The organism is Mesobacillus sp. LC4 (assembly GCF_053543455.1).
The window spans coordinates 70,431-91,203 of sequence record NZ_JBGCUB010000003.1 but is presented as its reverse complement, the minus strand read 5'-3'; the positions used below and the strand labels follow the sequence as shown (position 1 = coordinate 91,203).

Sequence of the window (20,773 nt, the reverse complement as noted above, 5' to 3'; positions counted from 1 at the left end):
GACTTTTCAATATATATAGCGAGAATTTCACTTTTATAGCGAATTGGAAATTCCGCACGATTTTTTCCAGTTTACACTCAAACAAAACAAAACAGACACTCTCAAACTTACGAGAGTGTCTGCTTTGCAGAATGATAGAGAGGAGGCCCGGGGATGAAACTTCAAATGAAAAACATCAGTATTGACTTTCCGGGAGTGCGTGCGCTGAATGAGGTGGATTTCAGCACAGAAACGGGCAGCATCCATGCGTTGATTGGTGCTAATGGCGCTGGCAAATCCACATTAATGAAGGTGCTTTCTGGAGCCCACGACCATTTCACCGGTGAAATCCAGCTTGATGGCAGGAAGGTGGAAATCCGCAAGCCGGCAGATGCGCAGAAACTTGGAATCCAGACCGTTTACCAGGAGGTTGATACAGCCATCATCCCATCCCTGACAGTTGCTGAAAATATCATGCTTAATCACACAGTGCAGGCAGCAGAAAATAAACACTGGGTAAATTGGAAGCAGCTTTTCAAACAGGCAACTGAAATTCTTTCCAGCATGAACCTTCACATTCCTGTGAAAAAACTTGCCGGGGAGCTCACGCTTGCTGAGAAGCAGCTTGTGCTGATCGCCAGAGCGACTTCAAGCAATTGCTCCTTCCTCATCCTTGATGAACCAACTGCTCCGCTCAGTCATACCGAAACATCCGAACTGTTCAGGATCACGAGGGAACTGGCTGAGAGGAATGTGGGCATCATCTTCATCTCCCATCGATTGCCGGAGATCTTTGAGTTATGTGATGAGATTACGGTCATGCGAAATGGGGAGCTGGTCGTGAAAAAGGCTATTCCTGAAGTCGGCACCCACCAGGTGATTGAATACATGCTCGGCCGGAAACTGGAAGACCAATTCCCGGCGAGGGTCAGCACATTCGGGGAGCCCCTGCTGGAAGTCGAAGGCCTATCAGATCATGGAGGCAAAGTGAAAAATACTTCCCTTCATTTAAAAACAGGGGAAATTGTCGGGATAGCCGGCCTCGTCGGAGCGGGGAAGACCGAGCTGTGCAAATCATTGTTTGGTGCTGCACCGACAAAGAGTGGAACCGTAAAGTTAAAAGGAGAAAACCTGAAACTGACAAGTCCTCATGCAGCTGTAAAAAGCGGCCTGGCCCTTGTGCCAGAAGAGCGGCGCAAGGAAGGTGTGCTTGTCGCAGAATCGGTTACCGCGAATCTTACAGCTGTCAATCTTAAGAGATTCTCAAAATATTTCAGTTTTATCGACCGGCGGGCTGAGAAAAAAACTTCACAGGAATACATAAAGGCTCTCGGCATCAAGACTTCCTCAGTAAATGCGAGGGTCGAAAACCTCTCAGGCGGGAACCAGCAGAAGGTGGCGATTGGCAGGTGGCTGATTGCCGATGCGGACGTGTATATCTTTGATGAACCAACCAAGGGCGTGGATGTAGGTGCGAAACGGGATATTTTTGAGCTGATTGCCCAGCTTGCAGCTCGAGGGAAGGGTATCATTTATGCCTCCTCGGAGCTGTCAGAAATCGTCGGCATCACGAATCGAGTTTACGTGCTCTATGACGGTGAACCTGTCAAGGAGCTGGTAACCAACGAAACAACAGAAGAAGAACTTTTATTTTATTCAACAGGAGGAAGGTAGGATGGAAGCGAAACTCCCATTGCAGCAAGAGCCAACGCCGAAAAAGACATTCGAACTGTTCCAGTTCCTATATAAATATGGGACGATATTGACCATCTTTGTCCTGGTCGCAATCTTCGCGGCAGCAAATCCTTCTTTTATCAACGGAGATAATGTCATCAATATCCTGCGCTCGATTTCAATTGTGACGATCATCGCGGTCGGGATCACCATCTCGCTGACTGTGGATGGTTTTGATTTATCTGTCGGCTCAGTAGCATCACTATCCAACGCCATCGTCATCTCGATGTTTGTCTGGTTTTCGCAGAATACTTTAATTGCGGTATTATCAGCGATCGCAGCCGCCTTGATTGTAGGGGCAATCAATTCGTTGATGATCGTCAAGCTTAAGATTCCGGATATGCTGATGACACTGGCCATGATGTTCATCATCCAGGGAACAGCGTTGACTTATACGAAGGGCGCAACGGTTTCAGAGAATATGATTCTTCCTGATGGCAGTTTTTCAACAGGAACCATCAGCCCGTTTTTCGCTAAAATAGGGCAGGTTCCATGGATCATCCTCATCATGGCGATCGCCGTCATCATTGTCCATATATTCCTGACGTACACAAAGCACGGACGCTATATGTATGTGATTGGCGGGAATAAAGAGGCGGCCAGGCTTTCGGGTATTGCGGTCAACCGCTATAAAACGGCTGCCTACCTGCTGTCTGCTCTATTCGCAGCAATTGGCGGGATTGTCTTGGCCTCACGTGTCATGACTGCTGAAATCAATGCAGGATCCCCTTATTTAATGGATTCGGTAGCCGCCGCATTCATTGGTTTTTCCGTTCTGGGCGCAGGCAAGCCGAATGCGTTCGGCACATTTGTAGGAGCGGTACTGATCGGAATTTTGCAAAACGGGCTTGTGATGATGTCTGTACCGTATTACGCAATGGATATCGTGAAGGGAACCGTGCTGGCATTTGCGCTGGGGATTACCTATTATAAGCAGAAACATTAGTCGATCAAAATGTATTTCTCTTTTTGGAAATAAAACAAGCAAGCCGGATTTAGAACCGATCTAAATCCGGCTTTTTTTTATCGGCCTAAGGTGGAGGAATATTGAAGCTTCAGCAAGAATATAAAGAGGTTATGGTAAAAAATTGAATTCGGTGAGGAAAGGGTATCAAGATGAAGAGACTTTTATTGTCAGTGGTTGTGGGGGTCAGTGTACTGGGCAGTGGCTGTTCTAATCAAGAGGGTGCAGTAACAGAGAGCAAGAAAGAAATTATTCTCCAAGAGACGGAGGCTTATTGGCCGACAAAGCAATGGCGAACGTCCTTGCCAGAGGCGCAGGGAATGGACAGCTCCAAGCTTGTGGAACTTTATAAACAGCTTGAAGGCAATGATAAAGTCCATAGCTTCATAGTGGTAAGGAACGGCTACATCGTAGGGGAAAAATATGGTGGGACATATTCAGAAAACAGCAGCCATAATGTATACTCAGTTACCAAGAGCATTCTCGGGGCTGTTGCTGGTATTGCAGCTGAAGAAAAAGTAATTAATTTGGAAGACCGGGTATTGAACTTTTTTCATGATGTACCAATTGAAAATATGTCACAGGCTAAGAAAGACTTGACCATCAAGCATTTACTGACGATGACCACTGGATTCGATTGGCCGGAGTGGACGGAAAACAAAGGCGTTTGGACAAATTGGGATAACAGCGAGGATCAACTGAAGTATTATCTGGATCAGCAGATCAACGAAGAGCAGGTAGGCAAATTTAATTACTCGAGTGGTGATCCGCACACACTTTCAGCCATCCTCCAACAAAGGCTGGGCAAAACAACATCAGAATATGCACTTGAAAAGCTCTTTGAACCAATAGGCATGAATAGTGTCCGATGGAGCCCGGATAAAAAGGGGATATCAATGGGCGGTGCTGGTATCTTCATGACCCCGAGGGATATGGCTAAGTTTGGTCTTTTATATTTAAATAAAGGCCAATGGGAGGATGAACAAATTGTTCCTATGGATTGGGTGGAAGCATCTACATCTCCGCAGATAGCTACAGAGATTCCCGGGGGCGAAAACTATGGATACTATTTCTGGCTGACTGAAATGGATGGCCACAAAGTATATGAGGCAATGGGAGCGCATGGACAGTTTATTGGAGTCATTCCCGACCTTAATATCGTAGCTGTACAGACTGCTTCGGGCAATGACTTTGACGCTCTGCTAAAAGAATATATCATTCCGGCTGCAGTTTCGGAAGAACCAATTAAGGTAAATGAAGAGGCGAATAAAAGACTGAAAGAACTTATGGAATGATCAGCTGTACACATTGGTATTAGTTTTTATACTATAGAGCTTTTTAAATAAACTGTGTCTGTAGTGACCACAGTTCAATAGCGAAAGAATAGCCTAATGAAAGCTTCAGCCAAAATTCTGAGCCTTTTCATTAGTTATCGTTAAAAAGAGGAGGGATCGGTAATTTACGGAAAGATCTTTATATATATAGCAGAATGGATTTTATTATTAATTGCCATTTTTTATTTTCTTATCTTTCAACTGTTTTTTTTAGGGAACATTGCTGTGGTAGATAAGGTAGAGGATGCTATAAATTTTCCATACAGTTATTCGTTCGTGGTTTTGGTCGTGTGTATCATGTTCTTTTTTTACATAAAGCATCTCCAAGGGAGCCTTTGGTACCGGAAGTTCAAGGAGATCATATGGGGGTTGTTCTTCGCGGCCGCTGCAGTCAGCAGCCTGTTTTGGTTTTCAATGAATGTAGCAGTATATTCAAAAGAGTTGTTGAGTAATAAAGTACTGCTTGCCTCCATCTTTCTAGGATCCACCTTGCTGGCAGCTCAAATTGCGATCAAATTCAAAAGGGAAGGCTCAGGTACAAACTGAGCCTTTTATCATTCATCCAAAAATGGTTTGTTCGCATAGTAATACATCCAGCCCATCATAATCCCGCCGCCAATGAGATTGCCGATTGTCACGGGGATCAGATTATGAATTACACCGGCAAAAGTAACAGATTGAGGGTCATCAAGGACCATGCTGATCGCAAAGGTACACATATTGGCGATGCTGTGCTCATAGCCCGAAATGAAGAAGCAGTATACGAAGAACACCATCGCGAACATTTTTGCTCCGTCGCCCTTCATTGACATCGGCAGGAAGAATGCCAGGCAGACTAGCCAGTTACAGAGAATTCCCCTGAAAAATAGCTCTGAAGTTGGTGCAAGGGTCTTTTTTTCAGCGACACTCAACAAGAAACCATTTACCGAATGATCATCAAATAATCCTGTTGTGTAAATCAAAAAAGCGAACGCAGCTGCGCCAATGATATTGCCGATATAGCTGTAAACCCACATCCTGGCCACCTGAACCCAGGCCATTTTTTTCCTTAAAGCTGTAAACGTATAGTAAAAGGTGTTGCCTGTGAACAGGTCCCCTCCACCATAGGCAATCAGGATAATGGCTGCACCAAAGGTAATGGCCGCTATAGGGTAGGCAAAGGGCGAGTGTTCCACATAAAATGGATTACCCGTCTTGAACGCAACGATTACCCCGAAGCCAATGAACATCGAAGCAAGGGCTGCTCTTGCGAGATAACGTGTTTTGCTCTGCTTAAAAATCTTATGCTTTTTTAAGGCCAATTTTTCGACTTCCTGTAAAGCTTGTACTTCCAAATGAATCACCCGATTTTCTCATATATAATATCTTCTAATGTAAATGATTCCCCAGACTGCAATTAAAAAACAGTAAATCTTCCAACTGAATGTGAACAAGTTGTGAGGCAAGATTAATCAGGGTAAATGAAAAAGACTGAATCCGCTAAGATTCAGTCTTTCCTTAAAATGTATCCCTGACAAACTGAGGATTGCGCTGCATCGACGCAAACAGGACAATGCCGCTTACGAGCAGCAGCCCGCTTGTCAATACGAATACCGAGGTGAAGCCGAAGTATCCGGCAAGAAAACCGCCAAGTATTGGACCGACAATGTTCCCGAAGAAACGGAGACTTGTGTTGTAGCCGAGTACCTCGCCTTGCATGGCCACCGGTGCTTCCTGCCTGATATAAGCTACCCTGACCGGAATGATGCCTCCGATGGTGATCCCGAGCAGGAACCGGATCAGGACAAGCTGCCAGATGTTGCCGACGAAACCGCCCGGCAGATAGATGATCGCTGATAAAAACAGGAGCACGACAAGGATTTTAATATAGCCAACGCGATCGGCAATTTGCCCCCATTTTCGTGCCATTAACAAGTTGCCGAGCCCTGCTGCTGAGAAGGCGATTCCAGAAAAGAAAGCGAGGTTTTCAGGCCCGTGCAGCTCACCAACATATAGCGACAGTATTGGCTGGATACTGAAATGGGCAATCTGGACAAGCATGGACATGAGCAGGACATTCACCATGATTGGATTTTTGAAGATATGCTGAAGGACTTCTTTGCGGCTGTAATTTGTTTTTGATCCTTTTTTAATATCCACTCTGTACTCCATCACCATGAACACTAACAATCCTGACAGGACGATGAAGGCCGAGGTTGATTGGAAGGTTACCGCGTAGCCTAGGGAATCGGCAAGTACCCCGCCGATCATCGGTCCTAGAAGGGCGCCGGTTATACTGCCAGTCTGGAGAGTGCCTAATACCTTGCCGGCCTGTTCCTTTGACGTCTGCGTGGAAATCAGAGCCTGCGACACAGGGATGAAACCTGAGAATAATCCCATGAACATCCTAAGTAAAAATAATTCCCATACAGAATTGGCTAATCCTAACAGGAAAACTGAAAAACCCATCCCGAAAGCCATGAAAATCAGGATCATTTTTCGGCCGAACCGGTCTCCCAGCCTTCCGATTGCGGGAGAGAATAGAAATGCAGTAACGAATGTAATCCCGAAGGTCAATCCCGACCAATTTTGGACATACCTTTCTGAAAAATCACCGAACGTCTCAATGTATAAAGAGAGAAAGGGCATCACCATTGTCATGCTGCCGGCGATAAAGAAATTCGCGAACCACATGATCATCAAGTTGCGTTTCGCCTTTTGCTGCTGGGTCATTCCATCAACACTTCTTTCACAGTGCGAATATTTCGCTTTTCTAAATATGATACCAAATTTTTGCTGTATTGAAAACCAATACAGCAAGAAGGTATTATTTCAGCCATTCGAGCAATTCAATTCTATTCCCAAATGGGTCGTAGACATATATGCGATTTGCGCCTGGCAACTTGTCATCTTCAATGTAATCAATTCCTGTAGAAGACAAATGCTGTTTCAATCCTTCGATATTCTCGATTTCAAACGCAGGATGGGCTTTCCGTGCGGGCACAAAAGGTTCTTCAATGCCAACATGGATTTGGCAATTCCCGGACTGAAACCATGCTCCGCCACGCTTTTTCAACTCTGAAGGCTTTTCAATCTCCTCAAAGCCTAGTATTTCCACGAAAAATCTTCTTGCCTGAGCTTCTGAACCATTAGGTGCTGCTAGCTGTATATGATCGATCGCTTTGAATTTGAATGTCATATTCAATCCCTCCCTATTTAAAATTTTAATCTATAAGGAAAGATAAGGAAATGACAAGGTATGAATCTATAAATATAAGTTTTTCTTATCACTGTAAAAAGTAATACAGGCCTTCTTTTTTACATATAAATTAGTAAAGTTTTGCACGTTTTTAAAAGAGGGGGCTATCAGAAATGAAAAAAAGATTTCTTGCCATTGTGATGATGGCAATCATGGCGCTTGTAATCTCGGCTTGCGGTACAAGCTCAAGCGGAGGGGGATCGGACGCTGAAAAGAAGGAATTAAGAGTCGTCACGGACGCAGCGTATGCACCATTCGAGTACATGGAAGGCGACAAAATTGTTGGTTTCGATATCGATTTCCTGAAGGCAGCTGCGAAAGAAGCAGGGTATGAACTAAAGTTTGAGAATGTCGGCTGGGATCCGATTTTTGTGGAAATCAAGAGTAAGCGGGCTGACATGGCCGTCTCCTCGATTTCCATCAATGATGAGCGCAAGCAGACTTATGATTTTTCGCTGCCGTATTTCTTGTCCACCAATAAAATCCTTGTCCGCGAAGACAGCGATATTAAAACTGCGGCTGACCTAAAAGGCAAGGTAGTGGCTGTCCAAAACGGAACAACCGGGCAGGAAGCAATGGATAAGCTTCTCGGCAAGAACAATAAGGACATCAAAAAGTTCGACAACAACAATCTGGCCATCATGGAAATGCTTTCTGGCGGAGCAGATGCAGTCGTTGCTGATAATGGCGTCGTCGAAGTGTACGCTAAAAACAATCCGAAAGAAAAACTAAAGGTCATTGAAGACAGTAACAGCTTCGAGGCGGAATACTATGGCATCCTGTTCCCAAAAGGCACAGATTTGAAAGCGGACTTTGATAAAGCAATCAAGAAAATCGTCGAGAATGGCACATATGAAAAAATCTATCAAGAATGGTTCGGTCAGGAGCCTAACATTAAAATGCTGAAAGCAGAACAAGAAGCATCAGAATAACCAATCATAACCTATGAATCTTCAATGATAATGCGTAACTCTTGAAAAATAGCGTTACGCATTTTTTTGTAAATTTATAAAAATGGTCCCGAGCCTGGGGGCTTTGGAGGGCAAGCTATGGATTTTCGTTTTGATATTATCGTTGAATATACTCCTTATCTAATAAAAGGGACGCTGCTGACAATCGGGCTGTCATTGGCCGGAATTTTAATCGGGACAATCCTCGGGCTGTTCATCGGTCTCGGCAAGATCCAGCGGCGAAAACTGCTGACATGGCCATTTGTCTGGTATATCACTTTCTTTAGGGGAACCCCGTTATTTGTGCAGATCCTGCTGATTCATTTTGGTGTGGTTCCGATGCTCATTGGAGAAACGAACGGGATTGTCGCGACGATCATCGCGCTGTCCCTGAACGCAGCAGCCTATATAGCTGAAATCTTCAGGGCCGGAATCCAGTCGATTGACCGCGGCCAGATGGAAGCCGCCCGCTCACTGGGAATGACCCATGTGCAGGCAATGAGGTATGTCATATTACCGCAGGCTTTCAAGCGGATGATTCCGCCTCTGGGGAATGAGTTCATTGTACTCATCAAGGAATCATCCTTGGCAGCGATCGTCGCGACTCCGGAAATCATGTACTGGGGACGGGCAATGGCAGGGCAGTATTACCGAGTATGGGAACCGTACCTCACCGCGGCAGTCATTTACTTACTACTGACCCTGTCGCTTAGCTTTTTACTAAATCTCCTCGAAAGAAGGCTGAAAACAGAATGATTAAAATCGCTAATCTGCAAAAATCATTTGGCAGCCACAAGGTGTTGAATGGAATAGATGTTGAGGTTCAGCCACAGGAAGTCGTTGTCGTAATCGGTCCGTCTGGTTCAGGCAAATCCACCTTCCTCCGCTGCATAAACTTACTGGAAACGATCACGGACGGACATGTGCTGATCGAAGATATAGACATTACCGATAAAGGGACAGATATCAACAAAGTGCGTGAAGAGGTCGGCATGGTATTCCAGCACTTCAATCTGTTCCCGCATAAGACAGTGATTGAAAACATCATGCTGGCGCCGCTGAAGGTACGAGGTGTTTCCGAACAGCAGGCAAGGGAGAAAGGAACGGAGCTTTTGAAAAAAGTAGGTCTCGAAGATAAAGCGGATACCTACCCAGACTCCCTTTCCGGAGGACAAAAGCAGCGGGTGGCCATCGCCCGCGCTCTTGCGATGGAGCCCAAGATCATGCTGTTCGATGAACCAACCTCAGCCCTCGATCCAGAAATGGTCGGCGAGGTTTTAGAGGTCATCAAACAGCTGGCTCGCGAAGGAATGACGATGGTGGTTGTCACGCATGAAATGGGCTTTGCCCGCGAAGTCGGTGACCGCGTCATTTTCATGGACGGAGGACTTGTAGTTGAAGAGAACAAGCCGAATGAGATTTTCGAAAATCCGCAGCATGAGCGGACGAAAGCATTTTTGAGCAAGGTGCTATAGTTTGATAAGGAAGCCCGATTTTTTGGAGTCGGTGCTTCTTTTTTTTGACAATCCTAAATAACACGGGTGTAACCGGAGATAAAAGTTAAGCAACTGGAGATAATGTTGTGCCACCTTAAAAAAAATGTGCAACCGTAAATAAGATTGGTACAACCGTAAATAAAAGTTGTTCAACCGTAAATAAGATTGATACAACCGTAAATAAAAAATGTTCAACCGTAAATAAAAAATGTTCAACCGTAAATATATTGATTGCAACCGTAAAATACACTTCGTCAATCCAGAAATGAGGGTCGGTAAACTGGTAAGGTTACGGCCCATCACATCAAAGCAGTCTAATACCAGCATTAACTTAAGATTGGCGGAGTAACTGGCCTTTTTTCATAATTTATCCAATTAGCGATTGCTAAAACTAATGACATTAGTTAAAATAAAACTAACGACATTAGTTTTAGGGGAGGTTCACTAAAATGAGAGTGATCAAAGAGGGGTATTTATATCAGCTGACGTTCTTGCCAAAGGTTTTTCCTGTAAATTGTTATTTTATCGAGGAGGAGGATGGACTTACTTTAATTGATGCCGCGCTTCCGAATAGCGCGAAGGCAATCTTGCAGGGAGCTGAAAAATTCGGAAAAGAAATTAAGCGAATTGTTTTGACCCATGCACATGGCGACCACATAGGTGCGCTTGATGAACTGAAAGCAAAACTTGATGTTCCAGTTTATATCTCTGCTCGCGATTCGCGCCTTTTAGCTGGTGATACCTCTCTTGATTCGACTGAACCCCAGACACCGATTCGCGGCGGCATTCCAAAAAACATTAAAACAAGACCGGATACTCTCATCAAGGAAGGGGATGAAATCGGTTCTTTGCTGGCAATCTCAACTCCTGGGCACACACCGGGATCGATGTCATTCCTTGACCAGAGAACAAATATGCTGATTGCGGGTGATGCATTCCAGACCAGGGGCGGTACAGCCGTTTCAGGGGTGACAATCCCATGGTTCCCTTTTCCAGCAATGGCGACCTGGAACAAGAAAACCGCCCTTCAAAGTGCCTGGAAAATCACGGAGCTAAAACCAACACTTCTTGCGGTTGGGCACGGGGAACTGTTGCGAAATCCTGCAGCACATATCGAAAAAGCCATTCATAAAGCAGAGGAAGCTTTTACAAAATAAAGGAGTGCGTAAACATGTCACCAAGACCGAAAGTGGCGCTTGATAAAAATACGATTATGATCGCAGCAGCTGAGCTTGCGAATGAGCATGGAAGTGACTATATCACTCTGGCAATGCTGGCCAAGAAGCTCAACATTAAATCGCCTTCATTATATAACCACTTTAACGGCCTGCCGGGAATCAAAAAGGAAATGGCCATTTTTTCACTACAGAAACTGTACAATAGCCTGGCAGAGGAAGCGGAGGGCAAAGCTCACGGGAGCGAAGCAGTATTGGCATTAAGCCGGGCGTATTTAGCCTTTGCGAGAACCAACCCAGGACTGTACGAGTTCGCATTATCAGCACCGGATCCTTTAGATGAGCTGGTTCATGACGCTGGCAAAAAAATCGTTGAACTCGTCGTATCTGCAATCCGTCCTTTTGAACTTTCAGAAGAGGAAGCAATCCATGCCGTCCGCGGCTTGAGAAGCCTCATGCATGGATTTGCTTCGCTGGAGCATAAAGGTGGTTTCGGAATGCCGCTGGACTTGGATGAGAGCTACAAGCTTGCAGTCACAGCTTTTATTACAGGCTTGAAAAAATCCAGCTAATTTTCATCTTCTGAAATAGATTCAAAAGGTACTCATATATATATGTATAGATGCAACTTTGAAAGAACAGGAGGCGCGCTATGGATATATATGTGAGAAGAGGAGATTCCTTTTGGTATTTCAGCAATATTTTCAACATCCCTCTCCAGTTGATCATAGATTCCAACCGTGATATTGACCCAAATGCACTGAATGTGGGGCAGACGGTGAGGATTCCAGGTTTTGCAGCTGTGGATTATCGAATCCGTGCAGGTGATACCCTTTGGAAAATTGCGCAAAGCAGGAATCTGCAAGTGGATGCCCTTCTGCTGGCGAACCGCAATATTAATCCAAACGGGTTGTATATCGGACAAATGGTCAAGGTCCCGCTAAGAATTACCTGGCGGATTGTCCAGGGGAAAAAGAATTATGATTATGCCGCACTGATGAGTGATTTGAGGCGATTGGAAAATGTCTATCCGTTCATGAGGGTGCCTTCGATCGGGAATTCGGTTTTAGGTAAAAGCATACCAGAAACACTGATCGGGAATGGCAATAAGCGGGTCCATTACAATGGATCTTTCCATGCGAATGAATGGATCACCACTCCAATCATCATGACATTTCTGAACGACTATCTTCTGGCGCTGACAAATAAGTCCTCCATCCGCGGCCTGTCCATGCAGAATTACTATGGCCAGACAACATTATCAATTGTGCCGATGGTCAATCCAGATGGTGTTGACCTTGTGCTCAATGGGCCGCCTGAAGCAGAGCCATGGAATGAAAGAGTAGTAGAATTGAATAGAGGAAGCCTGGATTTCAGCGGTTGGAAGGCGAATATCAGAGGGGTGGATCTTAACGACCAATTCCCGGCAAAATGGGAGCTTGAAAAAGAACGCAACCCAAGTCAGCCGGGCCCAAGGGATTATGTTGGGCCAAAGCCATTATCCGAGCCGGAAGCAATTGCAATGGCAGAAATGACAAGAAGGCGCGATTTTGACCGGGTTCTCGCCTTCCATACTCAGGGAGAGGTCATCTACTGGGGCTTTGAAAACCTTGAGCCGCCTGAATCCGAGGCAATGGTCAATGAATTTGCCCGGGTGAGCGGATACCAGCCGGTCAAGACAATTGAGAGCTATGCCGGCTATAAAGATTGGTTCATCCAGGACTGGCGCAGGCCTGGTTTTACAGTCGAACTTGGCTTCGGCATAAACCCGCTGCCGCTTTCGCAATTCGATGAGATTTATGAAGAAGCCCTGGGAATCTTCCTTGCAGGACTTTATCTATGAAAAAGAAGATCACCTGAAAAGGTGGTCTTTTTCTATATTAACAGTTGGATTTATCTGGTAAAATAAAAGGAAGTGAGGGGTGATTAGTTGACTTATTCTGGTAGACCGCCAATATACATATTTTCTTCTTTGTTAGTTGTTATGCCATTCGTATCAAATTTTAACAGGTTTTTTCAATTACTCATTCCGATTGCTTTAGTTATTATTATTTATCTGCGATTTCATTTATCGTTTGCAACTCATCAGATTGAATATAAAATAACCATCTCTAATATTACAATATACCGAAAAATACTTACTTCTAAGAATATCAAGAAAATAAAGTTTGGCCGGATTGGCTGGACGACGAAGAATGCAGTGGTAAAAGTAAGGGGAGGTTTCAATTTCAATGTTGCTTACTTTAACAGCGAACAGCTGATACATGAGCTTGAAGAATTCGCTTTGACTAATCATATTGAGGTGAAAAAGACAAAGGATTATCAGCTTTTGGAAAAATACTATTCACATAACTAACAAAAGCATCGGACTGGAGCCCGATGCTTTTGTCATGTTTATTTTTCAAAAATGCTGTTGGAAAGAAGTCGGAACAGATAATCGGTATGGTCGCGGAAACCTGCTTCGAGGCCAATCAATGTAACGTCCTTATTCTGTTCTTTCACGATGACTGCCTTGCCCTGTGCGGCACCATTATTTTTCCAGTGGCCGGCTACAAAGAAATCGGTGTTGTCGTCAAATGTTGCGGATACTTCATCATTTTCGGTGTTTTCATACCAGACTGGGCGGTATACAAAGCCAAAGTCGTCCTCACCATATCCTCCTGTCACACCTTCGCCGCTGTAATCAACTTTTGCGATGCCGTTGCTGTTATAGTCTCCAACAACAACCGTGGTATCTGTAAGACCTAATGTCTTTGTTGCATTGGAAGCTCCAGCACCAACCGCGATATACTTGCCGCCATCCTGCAAAAATTCCTCTGTATTAGCCTTGAAGCTGTCGAATTGTTCAGGATTTGCGAATCCAAACTCCTTATTTCCTTCACGCCATTGGCTCTTTGCAATCAAGCCTTCCGTTCCGCTGTAAACAAATACGTCAAAGCTGGAAAGGCCTTGTTCTGCCACTTCAACAGGAGTCACTTCTGTCACGTTGAATCCCAGTCGTTTCAGCGCCAGTTTAGTTCCTGAATGAGATTGAGCCTTGTTCATGCCGCCATCTTTCAATATAGCGACCTTCATGTCAGCCATTTCAACTGCATCGGTTGGCACTTTTGCTGATTCAATGTGCAGTCCGGATTCTTTTACTGCTGCTGAGATTACATTAGCCGCTGCTTCTGTGTAAAAATCACCTTCAGAATTCCGTTTTACAGAAACGCCTTGCTGAAGTAACGTATTCACAAGTTCCACAGCTTTCACGGAACTGTTTGGAATCAGGAATGGACCTTTACCGCTGACAGACCCTAGTTCTTGAATCTGATTTACTTTTGCAGCTGTTGCATCAAACTCGCTTTGAACCGCAATAGCCTCAAATCCCCAAAGCTCAGGCAAACTCCATGCTGAAATATCATACATGGCATCAACGTCTTCGGTGATGTCCTCGCCATCCCAGAGCATCGTATTGGCAAGGCCGGCTTTTGCCTGATCCATTTTTACGATATACGTGCCTTTAGGGTAAGATGTTCCGTCGGCAGTAAAAGCTTTGGAAGCCTGGACGACTTCGATGTCGTTTTTCTGCAGATGATTGACAGCCTTATGTGTCACGGTTGGATCTTCCGGATTAACAGGAAGCACATAGGCAGTCGGGAAGAAGCCTTCTTCATGGAATGGATGATCAAAATTGATGCCTCGCTTGAACATCTCAATCTGATCCTTGATCATTTCCTGCTTGTTCTCGGTTGCGTTTTTCAATGCTCCCATGATGGCGTCATACATCCAGCGAACACCGTCTTCATCATTGGTTGGCGCTTCAAGTGTATGGCCATATGCTCCATGGTACATGGCATACATTGGAGTGAAGATTGGCGGATAATCATCCCAGCCTTCCGCATCATCACGCTGAGGAATATAAGTTCCTTCCATTGCCTGATAGAGGCTGCCTGAGAAGCTTTCCTTATCGGACATAATTTCATTTTCCATTGCTTTTGCCTGGTCCATCGCCCATTTTTCATACAAATCATATTCGTAGTTAGGATTGTGTGGAACCGTACACGGTTCAATAAGACCTTGCTTGTTCGGTGCATAATTTTTCACATAGCCATGTGTATCAAGGAAGACCATTGGATTCCATTCCTTGATCAATGCGACAGTTTCCTGGGTTTCAGGCTGGGACTGGGTGATGAAGTCACGATTCAAGTCGATTCCTTCTCCATTGAAGCGGGTAGCGTCAATCCGGCCATCAGGATTCTGGACAACATTGAAAATCAGGATGTTATTATCGAGAATCTCTTTGGTAGTATCATCATTTTCAAGGGCAAAGCGTTCGATCAGCTGCATGACCGCGTCACTACCGACAAACTCCGTGCCATGGATGGAGCCATTGATCATGATAGGCACCTTGAAGTCAGGATTGTTCTCAATCCAGTCCTGTGCTTTCCCAGGATTCTTGAACATTTGTTTTCTTAGGGCTTGAATTTTGCCGAACTTGCCTTTAGAGTCAGGGGCGGCAATCGTCACGACATAAAGAGGCTGGCCTGTAGAGGATTTCCCTTTTACTTCGACCTTCACCCGATTGGATTGCTTTTCAATTTGCGCAAGCTTGTCGCCGATTTCCGAGAACTTCATAAAATCATAGTTTTCGCTGTTGAATAAGCTGCCGTCCTTTTCTTCGTATGCATTTACATAATTCCATTTGATTGACTCAGCCAGTGCGGGAGTCCATGGTGCGGATGCCAGCAAACTTGCAGCCACTACACCAGAAATAATCTTTTTATGCTTCATTTTATGTATTCCTCCGAAATAATATTTTGTATATTTATACATAATAATCACTAAATATTATTTCGGCAATCGTACGAAATTCCTAAAAATGTTTTAATGTGGAGCAAGCGTTGATTTTCCTTGATTTTTGACGAGTTGGGAAATTAATTGGAATTACTATATGGGTAGAAAGTCACAAGGAGAAGCTAAAATTAAAAAAACAGGGCAGGTGGCCCTGTTTTACTGTGGCTGCATTGTTCGATTGCGACGTTTGCGGTTCCACTGTCTTGCTTTATACTTCTGTTCGAGTTCAGCGACAGGCTTTGCGACAAGTGCGTTCTTGAATTCAACAGGAGTCTGCTTTACAGAAAAGACGACTGTGTTCACAGCCTGTTTCTTTTTATCAAAATCAGTCATCAGCTTCTGCTGTTTAAACTTAAGTGAATCTGTTTCTTCCTTGATGGCATTGGTTTTATTTTGGACACGTGTGGCTGTCTCTTGAAGACTATCGATGGTTGGCTTGGCGTCCTTAAATGTTTTATATGCAACAAATCCTAGATAACCGAGGGCAGCGACGATGACAGCGATGCTTATATAAACAATGATCATAAAATGAGCCTCCTTTCCAATGTAGGTAAAAATCATTTACATATTGATTACCCTAATTCAGCAAAAGAATAACTGAATTTTTATGGAAGCCTAAAATTGCTAAATTTGAATGATTTGTGAAACAGTGAACAAAGTATACTCGAAATGTGACGAACTTCACAAACAGTCATCTTAAATCACAATACAATTTATACATAGAGAAAATATCATTAATGAAAACTCCATTTGAAATTATAGGAGGACAAACGAGATGAAAAAGAAATTAGTCATGATAGGAAACGGAATGGCAGGAGTAAGAACAATCGAGGAACTGCTTAAACTTCAGCCAGATGGCTTCGAGATCACGATTTTTGGGAATGAACCTCATCCTAACTACAATAGAATCATGTTATCGACAGTCCTTCAGGGAGATAAGTCGATCGATGATATCATCATGAATGACTGGGATTGGTATAAGGGTAATGAAATACAACTTTTTGCAGGAGAAGAAGTCATCGAGATTGACAAGGAAAAAAAGCTAGTCATTTCCGACCAAGGACGCAAGGTGGACTATGACGAGTTAATCATCGCTACAGGCTCCAGCTCGTTTATCCTGCCAGTACCTGGATCTGACAAAAAGGGTGTGGTCGGGTTTCGTGATATCAATGATTGTGAAATGATGATCAAAGATTCCGAGCAGTATAAAAAAGCAGCTGTAATTGGCGGCGGGCTGTTAGGTCTGGAAGCAGCGAGAGGCTTGCTGAACTTGGGCATGGATGTCGATGTTGTCCATTTAATGCCGCATCTGATGGAAAGGCAGCTTGATGAAACCGCTTCTGGAATGCTGAAAAAAGAGCTGGAAAACCAAGGCATGAATTTCTTGCTTGAAAAACAGACTGCGGAAATTTTAGGAGACGAAAGGGTAACAGGACTAAGGTTCTCAGACGGTACCGAAATCCAGGCAGACCTTGTTGTCATGGCTGTCGGCATTCGCCCTAACGTCCAGTTGGCAAAAGACAGCGGCATTTATGTCAACAGAGGGATAGTCGTCAATGATTATATGGAGACAAATGTGCCGAATATATATGCCGTCGGGGAATGTGCTGAGCATAGAGAAATCGTGTATGGTCTTGTAGCACCGCTGTATGAACAGGGTAAAGTACTTGCAGCTAACCTTGCGGGGATTCCGACTAACCCTTATGAAGGAACGATTTGCGGCACTCAACTGAAGGTTTCAGGCTGTGATTTGTTTTCAGCAGGTGAAATCAGCGATGACGAAGGAACGAAATCAATCAAGGTCCACAATGAATTTGATGGGGTTTACAAGAAAATTGTCATTCGTGACAACCGGATTGCCGGGATTGTGCTTTATGGTGATACGAAGGACAGCAATCGCCTGTTCAGGATGCTGACCAAAAGAGAAGACATCAGCGGCATGACAAGTGTCTCGATTCTTGAAGCAAGCGGATGCTGCGGTGGAGGAGAAGCCGGCGATGTAGCGGCGATGGCCGATGACGAACTCGTCTGCGGCTGCAATGGTGTCACAAAAGGAACGATTGTCGAAGCCATCCGCACGAATGAGTTGACTACTGTTGATGAAGTTGGTGGCTGCACGAACGCTGGCCGTTCTTGCGGAAGATGCAAATCGCTCATATCCGATATCCTCGCTTATACGCTTGGCGACCAATATGATACATCAAAGAAAAAAGCAGGAATTTGCGGCTGTACGACTTTAAGCAAAGATGAAGTAGTCGCTGAGATCAGGGAAAAAGGATTGACCAATGTCAGGGAAGTCATGAATGTACTCGGATGGTCCCAGGAGGAAGGATGTTCGAAATGCCGTCCGGCGATCAACTATTACTTGGGGATGGTCCATTATGGCGGCTATAAGGATGAACGCGATTCAAGGCTGGTCAACGAGAAGATGCATGCCAACATCCAGAAAGATGGGACATATTCAGTTGTGCCAAGGATGTATGGCGGTGTGACGACAGCAGCTGATTTGAAAAAAATTGCGGAAGTTGCCGAGAAGTACGACGTGCCTTTGGTAAAGCTGACTGGCGGTCAAAGGATTGGCTTGTTTGGTGTCAACAAAGAGGACCTTCCTGCTATGTGGGAAGACCTGGGAATGCCATCAGGCTATGCATACGGAAAAACACTGCGTACCGTCAAAACCTGCGTCGGTGAAAAGTTCTGCCGGTTTGGCACCCAGGATTCAATGGGACTTGGAATTGAGCTCGAGAAAAAGTTTGAGAGACTCGATACACCTCATAAGGTGAAGATGGGTGTTTCTGCTTGCCCAAGGAACTGTGCTGAATCAGGAATCAAGGACATCGGCTTTGTAGGTGTCGATGGCGGCTGGGAAATCTATATCGGAGGAAACGGTGGAACCGACCTGCGTGCTGCCGACTTGCTTGATACCGTCAAGACGAAAGAAGAGGCATTGGAAATTACCGGAGCATACCTCCAGTACTACCGTGAAACGGCAGCATACCTTGAAAGGACGGCACCATGGCTCGAAAGAATGGGACTTGATCATGTCAAAGAAGTGCTGGCCGATGAGAACATGAGAAAGCAGTTGAACGAAAGACTGGATAAGACATTGGAGCGATATAACGAGCCATGGCACGAAGCGATCACTGATAGCGGCATAAAAGAAAAGTACTATCAAGTCCGCAGCGTGACTGTTGAATAAGGAGGATGGATGAAGATGCAAACAACGAAAGTGAGAATCAAAGTAGCTGATTATGACTCCCTGCCTGAACGGGCAGGGCAGGTAGTTACAGTAGATGGCGAGAACATCGTCTTGTTCCGCATATCCAATGGAGAGGTCAAAGCGGTTGAAAACCGCAGCCCACACCGTAAAGGCGGAACTCTTACAGATGCGCTTGTAAGCGGCAAGTTTATCTACTGTCCAGTCTATGACCTGAAGATTTCGCTAGACGACGGGAAAGTTCAGGCACCGGATACAGGCGAAGTAAAAACGTATCATGTTGAAGTAATCGAAAATGAAGTTTATATAACGATATGATCTAAGAGGGGGAACCTCCCTCTCAATCATTGAAAGGGCGGGAACATAATGGAAAAAGGAAGAGCATTTTTAGTCGGAGCAGGGCCTGGAGACGTACAGCTGATAACAGTTAAGGGGATGGAAGCCATCAAAAAGGCGCAGGTCATCCTATATGACCGCCTTGCCAATCCAAAACTGCTGGATTATGCTCCTGCAGATTGCGAGCTAATCTACTGCGGCAAGCTTCCTGACAGGCACGTCCTTCGCCAGGAAATGATCAACGACCTTCTGGTTGAAAAAGTGCTTGAAGGGAAAATTGTTGTCCGCCTCAAGGGCGGCGATCCTGGCGTTTTTGGAAGAGTAGGCGAGGAAGCAGCTGCTCTGGCTGAAAATGGACTTTCCTTCGAAATTGTACCGGGAATCACATCGGGAATATCTGCGCCACTGTATGCAGGAATTCCCGTTACACATCGAGAATTTGGTGAATCCTTCGCGGTTGTGACTGCCCATGACAAGTCCGAAAATGGACAGCCAAAACTGGACTGGAAGGGACTTGCCACCGGAATCGACACCATTGCTTTTTACATGGGTATTTCAAATCTTCCTTATATCAGTGAAAACTTAATCAAGAATGGAAAGTCACCGGATACCCCGGTCATCCTCATCCAATGGGGAACCTTCTCCCGGCAGCAGACTCTTGAAGGAACGCTTTCTAATATTGCCGCAAAGGCGATGGAAGTGAATTTTACCAACCCGGCCATCACCCTTGTCGGAGATATCGTATCGCTTCGTAAGAAATTGAACTGGTTTGAAACGAAGCCTTTGTTTGGTAAACAAATATTACTTGCCCGAACAGGAAGTACTGAGAGTGAACTTGCAAAGGAATTGATGGAGCAGGGAGCGGACGTGATTGAATTTCCGAAATGGAAAAAGGTTTACGTTCCTGCAGACAAGGCAGTCATCAAAAAAATTCAAGAATACGAGCAGATTCTTTTTACATCTCCTGAGTGTGTAAAAGAATTCTTCCAGATCATTTTTGAAGCAGGAATCGATATCAGGAGGGTGAAAGCAGAACTTTACGGTTGTTCAACAAAGTCTGTCAGGGCATTGAATGAAAAGGGCTTTTTTGCAGAAGTGGAAGGGAAGCTGCATCCGGTTGGAAAGCTGTTAATCGTAGGAGACAGCGATATCACGCACCAATATCCCGATGCTGAAAGGTTCCTAATCTCAAAAAAGGTTGTCGATGAGAAATTCACGCCAATTTTCAAAAGAATTCTCGAAGAAGCTTCTGTCAATACAGTGGTTTTACCAAGCACAAGGGCGGTCAAAACAATGGTTGAAGAAGGAATCCTAGAGGAAATCATCCCACAGCAGCTTTTGAAAACATCCAAAATTGTCTGCATGGGAGTCCGGACGGGAGAGGCGGCAAGAGAATATGGAATTGTCCCAGATAAGGTGTTAGAATCACCAGATAAAACCGCTGTGATCGATTGTTTAAGCAGAAAAGAATCTGAACTGGCATTCGTGTAATGGACAGATTTTTAAAGGAGAGA

19 protein-coding genes are annotated in these 20,773 nt (G+C 44.7%); 14 read left to right on the top strand and 5 right to left on the bottom strand.

Annotation, left to right across the window (positions count from 1 at the left end; genetic code table 11):
* Positions 1 to 153 precede the first annotated feature (153 nt).
* The 4 genes from AB5I83_RS11310 to AB5I83_RS11295 all read left to right on the top strand — a co-directional run bounded on the left by AB5I83_RS11310 (position 154) and on the right by AB5I83_RS11295 (position 4,557).
* Positions 154 to 1,653 (top strand): sugar ABC transporter ATP-binding protein, encoded by a 1,500-nt coding sequence (locus AB5I83_RS11310; RefSeq protein ID WP_448975417.1) that lies wholly within the window; start codon positions 154 to 156, stop codon positions 1,651 to 1,653.
* Between the two features lies 1 nt (position 1,654).
* Complete coding sequence (locus AB5I83_RS11305) at positions 1,655 to 2,659, top strand: ABC transporter permease (RefSeq protein ID WP_448975415.1); 1,005 nt, start codon at positions 1,655 to 1,657, stop codon at positions 2,657 to 2,659.
* Positions 2,660 to 2,829: 170 nt separating this feature from the next.
* Complete coding sequence (locus AB5I83_RS11300; protein ID WP_448975413.1) at positions 2,830 to 3,972, top strand: serine hydrolase domain-containing protein; 1,143 nt, start codon at positions 2,830 to 2,832, stop codon at positions 3,970 to 3,972.
* 408 nt (positions 3,973 to 4,380) lie between these two features.
* The gene (locus tag AB5I83_RS11295; RefSeq protein WP_448975411.1) at positions 4,381 to 4,557 is read left to right on the top strand and encodes a hypothetical protein; all 177 of its coding nucleotides are present in this window, start codon (positions 4,381 to 4,383) and stop codon (positions 4,555 to 4,557) included.
* 8 nt (positions 4,558 to 4,565) lie between these two features.
* On the opposite strand, the gene AB5I83_RS11290 is transcribed toward AB5I83_RS11295, so the two are convergent.
* From AB5I83_RS11290 to AB5I83_RS11280, 3 genes are all read right to left on the bottom strand, one after another.
* On the bottom strand, positions 4,566 to 5,345 hold the full coding sequence (locus AB5I83_RS11290) for a formate/nitrite transporter family protein (RefSeq protein WP_448975409.1): 780 nt from the start codon (positions 5,343 to 5,345) through the stop codon (positions 4,566 to 4,568).
* Positions 5,346 to 5,508: 163 nt separating this feature from the next.
* Positions 5,509 to 6,723 (bottom strand): MFS transporter, encoded by a 1,215-nt coding sequence (locus tag AB5I83_RS11285; RefSeq protein ID WP_448975407.1) that lies wholly within the window; start codon positions 6,721 to 6,723, stop codon positions 5,509 to 5,511.
* A 94-nt stretch (positions 6,724 to 6,817) separates the two neighbouring features.
* Positions 6,818 to 7,189 (bottom strand): VOC family protein, encoded by a 372-nt coding sequence (locus tag AB5I83_RS11280; protein WP_448975405.1) that lies wholly within the window; start codon positions 7,187 to 7,189, stop codon positions 6,818 to 6,820.
* A gap of 173 nt (positions 7,190 to 7,362) precedes the next feature.
* Here AB5I83_RS11280 and AB5I83_RS11275 point away from each other — a divergent pair, with 173 nt between their 5' ends.
* The 7 genes from AB5I83_RS11275 to AB5I83_RS11245 all read left to right on the top strand — a co-directional run bounded on the left by AB5I83_RS11275 (position 7,363) and on the right by AB5I83_RS11245 (position 13,226).
* Positions 7,363 to 8,181 (top strand): basic amino acid ABC transporter substrate-binding protein, encoded by an 819-nt coding sequence (locus tag AB5I83_RS11275; RefSeq protein WP_448975403.1) that lies wholly within the window; start codon positions 7,363 to 7,365, stop codon positions 8,179 to 8,181.
* A 117-nt stretch (positions 8,182 to 8,298) separates the two neighbouring features.
* Positions 8,299 to 8,955 carry an amino acid ABC transporter permease gene (locus tag AB5I83_RS11270; protein WP_167833380.1) on the top strand — a complete coding sequence of 219 codons (657 nt, stop codon included), beginning with the start codon at positions 8,299 to 8,301 and terminating at the stop codon, positions 8,953 to 8,955.
* On the top strand, positions 8,952 to 9,674 hold the full coding sequence (locus tag AB5I83_RS11265; protein ID WP_448975401.1) for an amino acid ABC transporter ATP-binding protein: 723 nt from the start codon (positions 8,952 to 8,954) through the stop codon (positions 9,672 to 9,674). Before AB5I83_RS11270 ends, AB5I83_RS11265 begins: the two co-directional genes overlap by 4 nt.
* Positions 9,675 to 10,144: 470 nt before the next feature.
* Complete coding sequence (locus tag AB5I83_RS11260) at positions 10,145 to 10,852, top strand: MBL fold metallo-hydrolase (protein ID WP_448975400.1); 708 nt, start codon at positions 10,145 to 10,147, stop codon at positions 10,850 to 10,852.
* A gap of 14 nt (positions 10,853 to 10,866) precedes the next feature.
* On the top strand, positions 10,867 to 11,442 hold the full coding sequence (locus tag AB5I83_RS11255) for a TetR/AcrR family transcriptional regulator (RefSeq protein ID WP_448975398.1): 576 nt from the start codon (positions 10,867 to 10,869) through the stop codon (positions 11,440 to 11,442).
* A gap of 80 nt (positions 11,443 to 11,522) precedes the next feature.
* Positions 11,523 to 12,713 carry a M14 family zinc carboxypeptidase gene (locus tag AB5I83_RS11250; RefSeq protein WP_448975396.1) on the top strand — a complete coding sequence of 397 codons (1,191 nt, stop codon included), beginning with the start codon at positions 11,523 to 11,525 and terminating at the stop codon, positions 12,711 to 12,713.
* A gap of 87 nt (positions 12,714 to 12,800) precedes the next feature.
* Positions 12,801 to 13,226, top strand: coding sequence for a hypothetical protein (locus tag AB5I83_RS11245; RefSeq protein ID WP_448975394.1), 426 nt, complete (start codon positions 12,801 to 12,803; stop codon positions 13,224 to 13,226).
* Positions 13,227 to 13,264: 38 nt separating this feature from the next.
* Here AB5I83_RS11245 and AB5I83_RS11240 read toward each other — a convergent pair whose 3' ends face one another.
* Complete coding sequence (locus AB5I83_RS11240) at positions 13,265 to 15,643, bottom strand: M14 family zinc carboxypeptidase (protein WP_448975392.1); 2,379 nt, start codon at positions 15,641 to 15,643, stop codon at positions 13,265 to 13,267.
* A gap of 219 nt (positions 15,644 to 15,862) precedes the next feature.
* Positions 15,863 to 16,231: a DUF948 domain-containing protein gene (locus AB5I83_RS11235; protein WP_448975390.1), complete on the bottom strand. Its 369-nt coding sequence runs from the start codon at positions 16,229 to 16,231 to the stop codon at positions 15,863 to 15,865.
* A 250-nt stretch (positions 16,232 to 16,481) separates the two neighbouring features.
* On the opposite strand from AB5I83_RS11235, the gene nirB reads away from it, so the two are divergent.
* The 3 genes from nirB to cobA are packed head-to-tail and all read left to right on the top strand — an operon-like array spanning position 16,482 to position 20,750.
* On the top strand, positions 16,482 to 18,905 hold the full coding sequence (gene nirB, locus AB5I83_RS11230) for a nitrite reductase large subunit NirB (RefSeq protein WP_448975388.1): 2,424 nt from the start codon (positions 16,482 to 16,484) through the stop codon (positions 18,903 to 18,905).
* A gap of 9 nt (positions 18,906 to 18,914) precedes the next feature.
* Positions 18,915 to 19,241 carry a nitrite reductase (NAD(P)H) small subunit gene (locus AB5I83_RS11225; protein ID WP_448975386.1) on the top strand — a complete coding sequence of 109 codons (327 nt, stop codon included), beginning with the start codon at positions 18,915 to 18,917 and terminating at the stop codon, positions 19,239 to 19,241.
* A 48-nt stretch (positions 19,242 to 19,289) separates the two neighbouring features.
* Entirely contained in the window at positions 19,290 to 20,750 is a 1,461-nt protein-coding gene (cobA, locus tag AB5I83_RS11220) for a uroporphyrinogen-III C-methyltransferase (RefSeq protein ID WP_448975384.1), read from the top strand.
* The last annotated feature ends 23 nt before the right edge of the window (positions 20,751 to 20,773 follow it).